The 12,809-nt window shown below is 55.9% G+C and carries 10 protein-coding genes; 4 read left to right on the forward strand and 6 right to left on the reverse strand.

All coding sequences use genetic code 11. The features are described from left to right. Positions 1-75: 75 nt before the first annotated feature. The 3 genes from OK412_RS10385 to ghrA all read right to left on the reverse strand — a co-directional run bounded on the left by OK412_RS10385 (position 76) and on the right by ghrA (position 3,094). Positions 76-771, reverse strand: coding sequence for a hypothetical protein (locus OK412_RS10385; RefSeq protein WP_264353153.1), 696 nt, complete (start codon positions 769-771; stop codon positions 76-78). 604 nt (positions 772-1,375) lie between these two features. Next, positions 1,376-2,113 (reverse strand): phosphatase, encoded by a 738-nt coding sequence (locus OK412_RS10390; protein ID WP_158131788.1) that lies wholly within the window; start codon positions 2,111-2,113, stop codon positions 1,376-1,378. A 39-nt stretch (positions 2,114-2,152) separates the two neighbouring features. Beyond that, positions 2,153-3,094: a glyoxylate/hydroxypyruvate reductase GhrA gene (gene ghrA / locus OK412_RS10395; RefSeq protein WP_010246163.1), complete on the reverse strand. Its 942-nt coding sequence runs from the start codon at positions 3,092-3,094 to the stop codon at positions 2,153-2,155. A gap of 210 nt (positions 3,095-3,304) precedes the next feature. Here ghrA and treA point away from each other — a divergent pair, with 210 nt between their 5' ends. Both treA and OK412_RS10405 read left to right on the forward strand, forming a co-directional pair. Further along, on the forward strand, positions 3,305-4,990 hold the full coding sequence (gene treA, locus OK412_RS10400) for an alpha,alpha-trehalase TreA (protein ID WP_010669886.1): 1,686 nt from the start codon (positions 3,305-3,307) through the stop codon (positions 4,988-4,990). A 191-nt stretch (positions 4,991-5,181) separates the two neighbouring features. Continuing rightward, positions 5,182-7,281 (forward strand): TonB-dependent siderophore receptor, encoded by a 2,100-nt coding sequence (locus OK412_RS10405; protein ID WP_010669885.1) that lies wholly within the window; start codon positions 5,182-5,184, stop codon positions 7,279-7,281. 67 nt (positions 7,282-7,348) lie between these two features. On the opposite strand, the gene OK412_RS10410 is transcribed toward OK412_RS10405, so the two are convergent. Continuing rightward, on the reverse strand, positions 7,349-7,597 hold the full coding sequence (locus OK412_RS10410) for a GlsB/YeaQ/YmgE family stress response membrane protein (protein WP_010246168.1): 249 nt from the start codon (positions 7,595-7,597) through the stop codon (positions 7,349-7,351). Positions 7,598-7,807: 210 nt separating this feature from the next. Between OK412_RS10410 and OK412_RS10415 the strand changes: the two genes are divergently transcribed. Together OK412_RS10415 and OK412_RS10420 are read left to right on the forward strand one after the other, a co-directional pair. Then, positions 7,808-8,542, forward strand: coding sequence for a flagellar brake protein (locus OK412_RS10415; RefSeq protein ID WP_031592913.1), 735 nt, complete (start codon positions 7,808-7,810; stop codon positions 8,540-8,542). Between the two features lie 96 nt (positions 8,543-8,638). After that, positions 8,639-9,769 carry a mechanosensitive ion channel family protein gene (locus tag OK412_RS10420; RefSeq protein WP_033771482.1) on the forward strand — a complete coding sequence of 377 codons (1,131 nt, stop codon included), beginning with the start codon at positions 8,639-8,641 and terminating at the stop codon, positions 9,767-9,769. Positions 9,770-9,880: 111 nt separating this feature from the next. Here the strand turns inward: OK412_RS10420 and OK412_RS10425 are convergent, their stop codons facing one another. After that, complete coding sequence (locus OK412_RS10425) at positions 9,881-11,299, reverse strand: L-fucose/L-arabinose isomerase family protein (RefSeq protein ID WP_061901553.1); 1,419 nt, start codon at positions 11,297-11,299, stop codon at positions 9,881-9,883. Positions 11,300-11,319: 20 nt separating this feature from the next. Continuing rightward, the gene (locus OK412_RS10430; protein ID WP_167422803.1) at positions 11,320-12,807 is read right to left on the reverse strand and encodes an FGGY family carbohydrate kinase; all 1,488 of its coding nucleotides are present in this window, start codon (positions 12,805-12,807) and stop codon (positions 11,320-11,322) included. Positions 12,808-12,809: the final 2 nt, after the last annotated feature.

Consider the following 12,809-nt stretch of genomic DNA (forward strand, 5'->3'; position numbering starts at 1 on the left):
CCAGACCGGCCGCTGGTGGTATAAGTCCAAAGAAGGATTGACTTACCCAGGCATATAGCCAGCGAAGGATCGCCTTCATTTTATCAAAATCTTGTTTAGTAGATTTAAAATATGCTCTTCGCTAGTGGAACCTGAATTTTTCAAATAGATTATTTTAGACATTTCCGGCTCAATCAAATAATAGAACATTTCTAAATTAGCATTATATAAGTCGAAGTAATAATCCGCATCATCGAAGCGTAATTTTCTTGCTGCTTTTGTGGCAATTTCAAACTTACCATAAAATTTAAAAGCGGTTACGGCATACGAACTTGTAGTATTAATTACATTAATATGTGACTGTTTGAAATCCCGGGATTGTGTAATAACGAGAGCGATTAACTGTGCTATAGCAAGTTTAGAGGATTTACCAGAAGCATAATCAGACGCTTTTTCAGCTAACAGTCTCTGTATGTTCTGGATGCCTGTATCACCAATACGGCTCAGTTTTTTTCTGAAGTATATTTCTACCATCTCTAAAACCACGTCCTGCCGGGTAAACAGCATTCTGAGTTGCTTCAGGTATCGCAAATCTTCCTGCTTAAGTTGATTACAAACATCCTTGTAGTCATCAAAAAAGCATGAACCATAGCCGCTTGCACGTTGAGCGCCAGACACAATCCCCCTGCCTGTACCAAGCATTGTTTGATGTAACTCAGCAAGTGCCTTCTCAAAGTTAAGCGCAATGGTTCGCTCTGCCTGAAGTTTAATCTTAAGATAAGACATGCTCATACTCATCCCTTTGTGTAGAATTCCTTATGCAACGATTGTATACTGAAGCGAAAGGTATGCAAAGAGAATGGCTTATGAAAAGGATCAAGTGGCTGGCTTTATACACCGTATTTACTCTATTTTATCTTATAGTGATCCCGGAAATCATCTTCAGAACCCTTTCGGAAGATGCTTACATGAAGCTCGGTGAAATCGTAAATCCATTTCAAATTTTCCCTTCAACAGCGAATGCATTATTCATAGCAATAATAATTTCAGCTTTGCTATTAGCATGGTTAACTATTAAATTAGTAAAGCGCGTTACCAGGCGTGGTAATTCTACGCTTTGATCTAACGCGATCAATAAAGAGCAGAGTAGAACTTAAAGTTTACGCCATTACCCGCCCGGACGAACCGCCCCGTTTACATTGCTAACCCGAACGATTGAGACCATTTTTCAGTTATTAAGTGCTCTCTCAGCTTTAAGCTTCAGGTCTTGCCACACGCCCTTTCCGGGCTGATAAGAGAACACGTTACGGTAAAATACTCGCCTCAGTCATTATATCCCCGCAGATAAAAGCGGGGATTTTCATCATGGTGAGCGTGTTGCTTACCTGGCATGGCGCTAAAAGTCAGCCAGTTCAGCAATATGTTTGCCGCTGCGCAGCTCCAGAAAGTCGAGCAGGCGACGCGGCGTGACATTTAACACCCGATCCTCAGGAAATTCCACCTCGCGGGCGATGCGCAGGCAATGTTCAAAATTTCCGAGCGTAAACGCCGTATGGGAATCGGAGCCAAATGCCAGCCGTCCACCGGCATCGCGCACCGCGGCAGCGATAGCCCGGCAGTTCGGTTCACTGCCCGGACGCGAATGGGTAAAGGAGGAGTTGTTCAGCTCCAGCGCCACATCGTAGTGCGCGGCTGCCTCGGCGATAGCCGGGATATCGACCGGGAATTTCGGGTTGCCTGGATGACTGATGATATGGACCAGCCCGCCCGCCATCGCGGCGATCATCGCATCCGTGTGATGTTTCCGGTCGCGCGGCGCATAAACCGGCTCGTGAAAACCGGCGACGATCAAATCCAGCGCATCGAGCATCGGGCCGGAACAGTCGATTTCGCCCTGCTGATTTTTAATATTGGCTTCGATACCGCGCAGAATACCCACGCCATCGATCACGCGCGGCCAGACGCGCATATTAATGAAGTGCCAGTAGTGCGGCGCGTCGGCCATGTCGGGGCCGTGATCGGTAATGGCAAACAGTTTCATGCCGGTTTGCTTCGCCTGAGTCACGTAGTCGTGCAGCGTGCTGTAAGCATGCGTGCTGGCGATGGTGTGCATATGCAGATCTACCGGATACATCCTCTTCTCCTGCTGATTGCCCCTGACGGGGCCGGTTCATTAATAGCCGCGCTGACGATCCACCCTGCCCTGCGGCGGCTCGCCTGCCTGGTCCTGGGTGATGGCGCGGGCGATGTAGTCGATAGCTTCGTCGATCAAGGTTACCGCCGCATTATGGGGCGTGATCGTGACGCGCGGATGTGACCAGAGCGGATGCGCTTCGGGCAGCGGTTCAACCTGAAAGACATCCAGCGCCGCTGCTTTCAGCTGCCCGCTATTGAGCGCGGCCAGCAGATCCTCTTCCACCACCTGCGCGCCACGCGCGATGTTAAGGAAGAAAGCGCCGTGCGGCAGCCGCTGTAAAAAGTGGTGGTCGATAAGATTAATGGTTTCTTGCGTGCTCGGCAGCAGGTTGATCACCACCCGCGTCTCCTGCAGAAAGGCAGGCAATGCATCGCGACCGGCAAAGCTGGTCACGCCATCAATTTCTTTGGGCGAGCGGCTCCAGACGCGTAACGGGAATCCCCAGGGTTTAAGGCTTTCCGCCACACTCTGGCCCAGCACGCCCGCCCCCAGGATGCCGATAGTAAAGTTTTCACGCGTGTAAGCGGGCAGTGGCTGCCAGCACTGTTGCTGCTGCTGGAGACGGTAATCGTCAAAACGACGGAACCAGCTCAGTACGCTATGAACCGCATACTCCTGCATCTGCCGCGCCATGCCGGTATCTTCCAGCCGGTACAGTGGCACGCTGTCGGGCAGCATCTCGGGGTTCTGCTGCAGCTGTTTCAGAATCTCGTCCACGCCTGCCCCCAGCGCAAAGACGCCGCGCAGGGTGGCGCGTCCCTGCAGCATTTCTGTGGGGGGCGAACGGACCAGCGCGTAATCAGCCGGACCATTATCGCCTGGCTGCCAGGCACGCACCCGCGCCTGGGGCAGCCGCTGTTGTAAACCGTTAATCCAGGCCGCTGCAGACTGCGACGGGTGATACCAGATGATCTCCATCCTGCTCTCCTTTTTTTCTTTCAGCGTCAGGGAAAAGTAGGGTGAGAGCAAGAAAAAACCAGCGTAATAAAGCGGTTTTTTCCATAAAAATAATTCCCGTGGCTTCACATTTCCGGCTCGCTTCAGGGTGAAGTGGTCAGATAAGGTCTAAAGTTGGTCCTGTGGTCAATGCGTTACGCGCGGCCGCGTTTCGGACAAGGAGAAAAACCGATGACAAAAATTGAGGTAAACGCCGCTCCACGGCGTCAGCGTTATGCGCCCTTTCTGCTCACGTTGCTGCTGAGCGTACCCGCCTTCACTGCCCAGGCCGACGACAACAGTCGCATGCTGAATAATCAGCCGCAGCCGCCTGACGTTCGTTTAGGACCGCTGTTTAATGCCGTGCAACAGGCGAAGTTCTATCCCGATCAAAAGACCTTTGCGGATGCGGTGCCGAAATTCGATCCCGCCTCAATTCTTGCCGACTGGCAGATGCAGAAGAAACAGCGCAATTTCGATCTTAAGCGCTTTGTGGATGCCAACTTTACCCTGCCCGCGGCCGGTGACAAATATGTGCCGCCAGCCGGACAAAACCTGCGTGACCACATTGATGGCCTGTGGCCGGTGCTGACGCGCACCACCAGCAGCGCCGGTCAGTATGACTCGCTGCTGCCGTTGCCCAAACCCTATGTGGTGCCAGGCGGGCGCTTCCGTGAAGTCTATTACTGGGACAGCTACTTCACCATGCTGGGGCTGGCCGAGAGCGGGCACTGGGATAAAGTGCAGGATATGGTGGATAACTTCGCCTCGCTGCTCGACCGCTATGGCCACATTCCCAACGGCAACCGCAGCTACTATCTGAGCCGGTCACAGCCGCCGTTCTTCAGCCTGATGGTCGATCTGCTGGCGACGCACGATAACGGCAAAGCCTATACCCGTTATCTGCCGCAGCTGCAGAAAGAGTATGACTACTGGATGGCAGACAGCGATAAAGTCGCGGCGGGCGCAGCCAGCAAGCGCGTGATTAAGCTGGCGGACGGCAGCCTGCTCAACCGCTACTGGGATGCGCGCGACGTGCCACGTACAGAATCCTGGATGGATGACATTGCCACCGCCCAGAAAGCGCCGCAGAGGAATAAAGCCGAACTCTACCGTGAGCTGCGTTCCGGTGCGGCGTCGGGCTGGGATTTCAGTTCGCGCTGGTTTACCGATGCGCATAACCTGTCGACAATTCGTACCACGCAGCTGGCCCCGGTTGACCTCAACAGCCTGCTGTTCCATCTGGAGCAGACCCTGTCGAAAGGCTATCAGATGAACAAGCAGAGCGATCTGGCGAAGCAGTTTGCCGATCGCGCGGAGAAGCGCCAGGCGGCGATCAACCGCTATCTGTGGGACAGCAAACAGAACTGGTACGCCGATTATGACTGGCAGAAAAAGCAGGTCCATCCTCAGCTGACTGCTGCCGCGCTGTTCCCGCTCTATCTGCAGGTCGCCAGCGATAAGCAGGCTGAAAGCACCGCCAGCGCAGTGGAAAAACAGCTGCTGAAACCTGGTGGTCTGGTGACCACCACCGTGAACAACGGTCAGCAGTGGGATGCACCCAATGGCTGGGCACCGCTGCAGTGGGTTGCTGTGGAAGGTCTGGAGCATTACAACCAGCCAAAACTGGCGAAAGAGGTGGGATTACGCTTCCTGCAAAACGTTCAGAACACCTATGACCGTGAGCATAAGCTGGTGGAGAAATATGTCGTTGATGGCAAAAATCTCGGCGGCGGCGGTGGCGGTGAATATCCGCTGCAGGATGGCTTCGGCTGGACCAACGGCGTCACGCTGAAACTACTGGATAAGTACTGCCCGAAAGATAAAACCTGTAACAGCGCCCACGATATTCCGCAGGCGTCTGCCTCACAACCTTAATCCACTCTGGATACCTCTGGCCTTGCCGGGGGTATCCCCACTTCATTTCCGCGAATTTTACTTGACCTTCTTTCATCAACAGGCAAAATTGCAGCCAATTTACAAAAGGTAATAATTCTCATTATGATAATGAGATTGCCTATCAAAGCTTTTATTCACCTGCCTGAACCTTTGCCAAGAAAGGAATTTTGATGAAACTGTCATTGTCGCTGAAAGGTTATGTTCCCCTATGCACCCTGGCGCTGACCGCGCCTGCTCTGAGTTATGCTGCCGATATGGTGGTAACCGCGCAACCGCAGGAAGATTCGACCTCGCCGACCCAGGGCTATCTGGCGACGACCAGCCAGGGCGCAACCAAAAGCGATCGTCCGCTCATCACCACGCCGCAATCGATTTCCGTGGTTACCCGCCAGCAGATGCAGGATCAGGGCGCGCTGACCCTGAATCAGGCGCTGGGCTATAGTTCCGGCGTCTTCACCAACTTCGGCGGTGCCGCGACCCGTTACGACACCATTGCCCTGCGTGGCTTCCATGGCGGCGATGTCGATAACACCTTCCTCGACGGCATGCGGCTGATGAGCGACGGCGGCAGTTTCAACGGCCTGCAGGTGGATAACGCCTTCCTTGAGCGCATCGACGTGATCAAAGGCCCCTCTTCTGCGCTCTATGGTCAGACCGTGCCGGGCGGACTGGTGAACATGGTCACCAAGCGTCCTCAGTTCAGCGAAGAGGGTCACATCCAGTTGCAGGCGGGCAGCAACGCCACCACCGGCACGATGTTTGACTACACCAATGCCATCAACGATCAGTGGGCGTTTCGCCTGACCGGCGTGACCCGCAACAGCGATACCCAGTACGATCACACCCGCGAAGAGAAATATGCGCTGATGCCGCAGCTGATGTGGCAGCCGGATGAAGATACGCATCTGATCCTGAAAGCCTATCTGCAGAAGGATCCGTCGGGCGGCTATCACGGTTCGGTACCGGGTGACGGCAGCCTCACCGAACACAACGGCTACAAGCTGAGCAACGGCTTTTATGAGGGCAACAGCGATCTCGATCAGTTCAAGCGTCGCGAGCAGATCTACAGCTTCGATTTCGCCCATCGCTTTAACGACGTCTGGTCATTCTCCTCGACCGGCAGCTACAGCCACTCGAATGTCGATCTCGATCAGGTCTATCAGATTGGCTGGGACAGCGTGAATCCCGATCTGCTGAACCGCTACTACTCTGGCGAGCGCTCGTCGCTCTCGGCCTGGTCCACCGATAACCGCTTACAGGCAGAGTTCGGCACCGGCGAGCTGGAGCACCGCGTCACCCTGGGTGCTGAGTATCATCGTTATAAAAATGAGATCACTGCCGCTGGCGGCTCTGCCAACCAGCTTAATGCACGGACTGGTGAACAGGTTGGCGACATGCCTGATTACACCTGGGCCGATAAAACCCGTCGCTACTATCAGACCGGCCTCTATCTGCAGGATGAGATGAAGCTGGATCGCTGGCATCTGGATCTCTCCGGTCGTTATGACCGCATTGTCGCCAATAACAGCGGCAGCGATCGCCGTCAGGATGATCACATCAGCGGCCGCGCAGCACTGCTCTATGCCTTCGACAACGGTATCTCGCCTTACGTCAGCTGGAGCCAGGCGATTACCCCGACCGCGCTCACCGATCCCAACAACAACCTGCTGAAGCCAACTACCGCCGAGCAGTATGAAGCTGGGGTGAAATATCAGCCGGTCGGCACCCGCGATCTCTATAGCGTGGCGGTCTATGACCTGACGCAGAAAGATGTGGCGAACCGCGACGTGCTGACGGCGACTTATACGCCATCGGGCAAAGTGCATTCACAGGGCATTGAGCTGGAAGCGCGTAATCAGTTAACCCCGCGTCTGAGCACCGTGGCGAGCTATACGCTGAATCATCTGCGCTTTAAAGAGTCGGTAGATGGCAACGACGGACATACGCCATATGTCACACCCAACAGCATGGCTGCACTCTGGGGTCACTATCAGTTTGATTACGGTCTGAGTGCGGGTGCGGGCGTGCGTTACATCGGCAAACAGTGGGCGGACAATGAAAACACCACGCGCGTGCCGTCGGTGACGCTGTTTGATGCGTCAGTGCGGGCCGATCTCGGCGTCTGGAACAGCAGCCTGAAAGGTGCCTGGGTGCAGGTCAATGCCAATAACCTCACAGATCGTACCTATGTAGCGGGCTGTTACGGGACGGGCTATTGCTACTGGGGCGCAGAGCGCAGTGTAATGGCGACAGTCGGTTACGACTTCTGATAGCAGAGTGAGAGATAAAAAAAGGGGACGAATCGCTTCGTCCCCTTTTTCGTTTAAACCTTTACGGTCAACTGCGTACTTTGCGGTAGATAAACAGCACCACGATGGCACCGATAACAGCGACCACAAAACTTCCGAAGTTAAACCCATCGACGCGGCCGAAGCCAAACAGCGTACTGATCCAGCCACCCACTACTGCACCGATAATACCCAGAACGATAGTCAGAATGAAACCGCCACCGTCTTTACCCGGCATAATCCACTTAGCCAGAATACCTGCGATTAAGCCAAAGACGACCCAGGAAATAATACCCATCTGTTGCTCCTTCCTTTTTTGATTAAATCGTGAACGCCTGATTAATCAAGCGATTTACCGCGATAAGTATAACCAGCTTTTCAAAAAATGCCTGCCTGCTCACAGTTATTATTGATGAATAGCATGCTAAAGCTTTTTTTTGCCGCGCCGATAACCGAGACGAGGCAAAAAAACCGCATCAATAAAGTAACCCCCCTTGTGGAGCAGGACGTGAAAGAAGCCGACCAGGAACAATATCTAAAACGTGGCACGCTGGCGGTTCTTGGCGTTATGAAAGATCTGCTGCGATTGCAGACGCCATTACTGGTGCGCTTTCCGCGTGGGCAGTTTATCAGCCGGATGCTGGCTGCCGATGAAGATCGCCTGCTGTTTGACCTCGGCAGTAATAATCTGGATAACGATTATGCCCTGACCAGCGACGATCTCAGTATCACCGCGGAAACCTACGGCGCTAAAGTGGAATTCAGCCTCGCCGCGCTGGAAATCGTGGAGTTTGAAGGGTTACCCGCTTTCAGCGCGCCGCTGCCAGACCTGCTGTGGCAGATCCAGCGACGTGAGTTTTTCCGTGTCTGCGCTCCGCTGGAGCCGCAGTTCTGGTGTCATACCGTGTGGCCCGATGGCAGGAAAACGCGCCTGCGTCTGCAGGATCTGTCGCTGGGCGGTATCGGCGTGCTGGTCGATGAAGCGCTGCCGGACGGGTTGCAGGACGGTGACAGTTTTAACCCGTTCCGGGTCGAGCTGGGCGAGTATGGCCATTTTGACGTGCCGGTAAAGCTGCTGAGCATTGGCGAGCGCAGCGTGGTGACCGGCAAAAATGAAACCCGCATCACACCGCGACTGAGCTTTCGTTTTGCCACGCTGAACCCGGCGCAGGAGCGGCAGCTTCAGCAGATTATTTTTGCCCTTGAGCGCCTGGCTCGCGATAAATCGACCCGATTCCAGTAACCGCTTTACGGATGCGCCACACAGGTGGGCCGCATCCAGGCTATGCTTCTTGCTTGTTTTCTTTTAAACCGGAACCCAGCAAGGAGACCCTCCCCAATGGAAAACTGGCTCTCTTCACGTCGTTTTCACTCCCTCTTTTTTAATCAGGAACTCTGGTTAAACAGCGCCATCGTGGTGGTGTCCACGCTGGTGATTTACTGGGTATTACGTACCCTGATTCGCTTTATCTCCAACCGGATTGCCCTTTACAGCGAACATCGTCATGTTCGCGCCACTGCGATTCTGGTGGAGATATTGCGCAGTACCAGCCAGACCCTGCTGCTGATCTTTTCGCTGCTGATTGCCCTGAAGTTTGTCGATCTGCCCGCGTCGTGGAGTGTAACCATCGCGCACGGCTGGTTCCTGGCGCTGATTGTGCAGCTCGCTCTGTGGCTCGACTGTGGCATCCGGCTATGGCTGAAAAGTCTGCTGCGTGACCCGCTGCACGTGCGCAACCCGGTCACTACGGTGATCCTGGGGATTCTGCTGCGGGTGGTGGTCTGGATCATGATGTTCCTGGCCATTCTGTCGAACATGGGCATCAACATTACCGCACTGGTCGCCAGCCTGGGAGTCGGAGGTATTGCGATTGCGCTGGCGATTCAGACCGTACTGAGCGATGTGTTTGCTTCACTGGCGATAGGCTTTGATAAGCCGTTTGAGCATGGCGATTTTATTGTCTTTGGTGACATTGCCGGTTCCATCGAGCATATCGGCCTGAAAACCACCCGACTGCGCAGCCTGAGTGGCGAGCAGATTGTCTGCTCAAATACCATTCTGTTGCAGCAGACGATCCATAACTACAAGCGCATGCAGCAGCGCCGCATCGTCTTTAAGTTTGGTATCAGCTACGCCACGCCGTCAGAGCAGGTCCGGGAGATCAGCCCGCTGGTGAAAGAGATTATCCAGGGCGTTGAGACCACCCGTTTTGACCGTGCCCACTTCCTGGCCTTTGAGGATTCAAAACTGACCTTCGAAGTGGTCTATTTTGTGCTGGATGCGGATTACAACAAGTACATGGATATTCAGCAGGAGATTAACCTGCAGCTGATGGCAGCACTGGAAGAGCGAAATATCCGCTTCGCCTTCCCGATTCGTCAGGTGGAGTTCAGCGGCGGCAATCTGCCACCGGTGGATCTGGTTGCGGTGCAGAATGACGATGACGAGGTGCGCAGAATGGCGCGCTAAGTCAGAGCCCGCCTTCCTTTTCAGGCGTGGCGGGCATACAGGCCGGTGCGGGCGGAATCGTGACCGCATCGGCTGCTTCACCCCTTGCATTCAGCCGTTCCACCTTACCGCTTACTGATGCCGGTAGCAGCTCACGCCGAGATACTCACTGAACGCTTCCTGCAACACACCAGCCGTGGCAGAGTGGTTCATCGCCACATGATGCTCAAAGCCGTTACGGCAGATCCACGCCAGCAGTGTCTCCAGCTGCGGCACCTGGATCACCGCACGGCAACCTACCGTGTCCAGCGGATCGGTGACCGACATTCCCTCTCCCACATAGGCTTTGATTTCGCCGCTGAAGTCGTCGGTAGAGAGGCGGAAATAGGTCAGATCGCCCTGCTTCATGCGGCCATGCACTGCGCCACAGGTGTTCTCTTTGCCCACGGTGGTGCCGATGATATCCGCCGTGCCCATGGTCGCTGACTCCAGGCTGGCGCTGGCGAAATTACCACAGTGAAACAGCACACATTTGTCCCGCTCGTCACCAAAGTTGTTGTTCCAGTCTGCCAGCGAGGCGGGGTTCAGCGAGCAACTGGCGAGCGCATACATCGACAGCGCCCCCATCACATCCACTTCGCAGGCGCTGGGCATCAGCTGGCCCGACATCACACTCATGATTGAGCAGACGTTAATGCCCAGATTCTCCTGCAACGACGTCCAGCACTGAATGGCGGTGGTATCGATATCGTTGTCGCTGATCCACTCGCTGATCACCACAAACAGTTTGGCCATAGTCACCAGTTTTTCACCCGGAATACCGCGCGCATCAGCGTTGGCCTCCAGGATTTCACGCTTCTCTGCCACGCGGATATCGTCATCGCGCAGCCGGTTGGTGCGGGTAAAGATCTCCGATAAATCCAGGGTCTCCACCGCGATGCCCATCTTCTCCAGCAGCTTTTCGCTGTAGCGCACGGTGTTGAATCCGGCGGGCCGGGCACCAATCGCCCCGACGCGTACCCGCCGCATAGCATTCACCACCCGACAGAGCTGGCTGAACCGCTGCAGATCCTGCATAAACACGTCGCCGCTCAGGGCGCAGACGTGCTGGCGGGTCAGCGTAAACGGGATGCCATATTGCCGCAGGTTGTTGCAGAGCGAAATTTTGCCGCAGAAGCTGTCGCGGCGGGTCGCCAGTCCCATTTTATCCAGATTGTCCTCTTCGGCCTGCACCAGCACCGGCACGTTCAGCCCGGCGAGACGCAGCGCTTCCGCGATGGCTTTTTCATCACCAAAGTTAGGCAGCAGCACCACAATGCCGTGAATCGCTTCGCGATGCTGACGAAACAGCGCGGCACAGGTTTTCGCCTCCTGACGCGTCTCGACGCCGCCCAGGTTGGTCTGGTTCTCATCCAGCATCACCGTATTAATGTTCATCTTTTCAAACAGCGCGACCGCCTGCTGGCGCGCCTCGCCCACCAGATAGCTGGGAAAAAAACCCCGGTTGCCAATAATGACGCCGAAGGTTAACTGCTGAGGAAGTGTTGACATGGCTCTGCTCCGGATAAGGATTAATGTGGCTGATAACGACAGCGTGCAACGGCGTCAATCCAGCCTTTATAGTTTTCCTGCATACGCTGCGCGTGCTCTTCACGCGGCATGATGACGCTGCCGCCCTGCAGCGCCTGCATATCACTGCCCTGCTGCCACCATCCCAGCACTTTGCCTGCCAGCAGTGCCGCGCCCAGCGCGGAGACCTCGGCGGTAGGCACCCGCTGCAACGGCCGCTGTAACACATCCGCCTGTAACTGCATCAGCCAGCTATTTTCGGTGGCGCTGCCATCCACACAGAGCGCAGGAAGCTGCTGGCCGCTGGCCTGCTCCATGGCAAAAAAGACGTCGGCGATTTGCCAGACGATCGACTCCAGCGCCACCCGCGCCAGCACGGCGGGTGTGGCGGCATCCGTCAATCCGCACACCATGCCGCGCGCCTGCAGATCCCACCAGGGCGCGCCCAGGCCAGAGAGCGCCGGGACAAAATAGATGCCCTGATTGTCGTCGCAGCGCTGCGCCATCGCGGTGAGCTCGCGCGGCTCCTGCACGCCGAGCATTCTGCCCAGCCAGGCGGCACCGGAACCGGTGTGGGTAATGTTGCCTTCAAAGGCATAACGCAACGTGCCGTCATGCCAGGCCACGGTGGTGCTGAGGCCATTTTCCGTCAACAGCGGCGTCGCCATGGACATCATCAGGGAAGACCCGGTGCCGTAGGTAGCTTTCACCACTTCAGACTCGCCGCGCCGCTGCGCCTGTAAGGCGGCATGAGAGTCGCCGATGCGCGCCAGAATCGGCGTGCCTGGCGCTAAGCCGGGAATATCATTCACCGCGACCACGCCCTGTTCACTGGCTGAAGCGGTGATGCGCGGCAGCGCGGCGCGCGGCAGTTGAAACAGCGTCAGCAGCTCGTCGTCCCAGTCATTAAGATGCAGGCTGTAGAGTTGAGTACGGGAGGCGTTAGCATGATCGGTAATAAATACCTCGCCGGCGCTGAGCTGCCAGCTGAGCCAGCTGTCGACCGTGCCGATACAGAGTTCACCCGCCGCCGCCCGCGCCGCGCCGTCAGGAATGGCGGCCAGCATCCCGGTCAGCTTGGCGGCCGGAAACATCGGGTCAACGGCCAGGCCGGTCAAACCGGTGATGCGAGGTGCTTTGCCCGCCTGATGCAGGTCGCGACAGAGTGACTCGGATCGTCGATCCTGCCAGCTCACCAGCGGCGTCAGCGGCTTGCCGTCACGCCGCTGCCAGATCAGCACCGACTCGCGCTGATTACTGATCGCCACAGCCGCGACAGGCGCGCCACCACAGGCTGCCAGGCAATGGGTAATGGCCTCTTTTACCGCCTGCCAGATCGCCACAGGGTCCTGCTCAGCCAGTCCCGGTAGCGGATGTTGCAGGGTTAAGCTCTGGCTGCCGCGTGCCACCACACGGCCATCGCGATCAACCGCAATCGCTTTAGCATTGGTAGTGCCTTCGTCGATCGCCAGAATCAGGGGTCCCACCATGT

Source organism: Pantoea sp. JV6, assembly GCF_025910055.1.
In the GTDB taxonomy this organism is placed as follows: Bacteria; Pseudomonadota; Gammaproteobacteria; order Enterobacterales; family Enterobacteriaceae; genus Pantoea; species Pantoea agglomerans.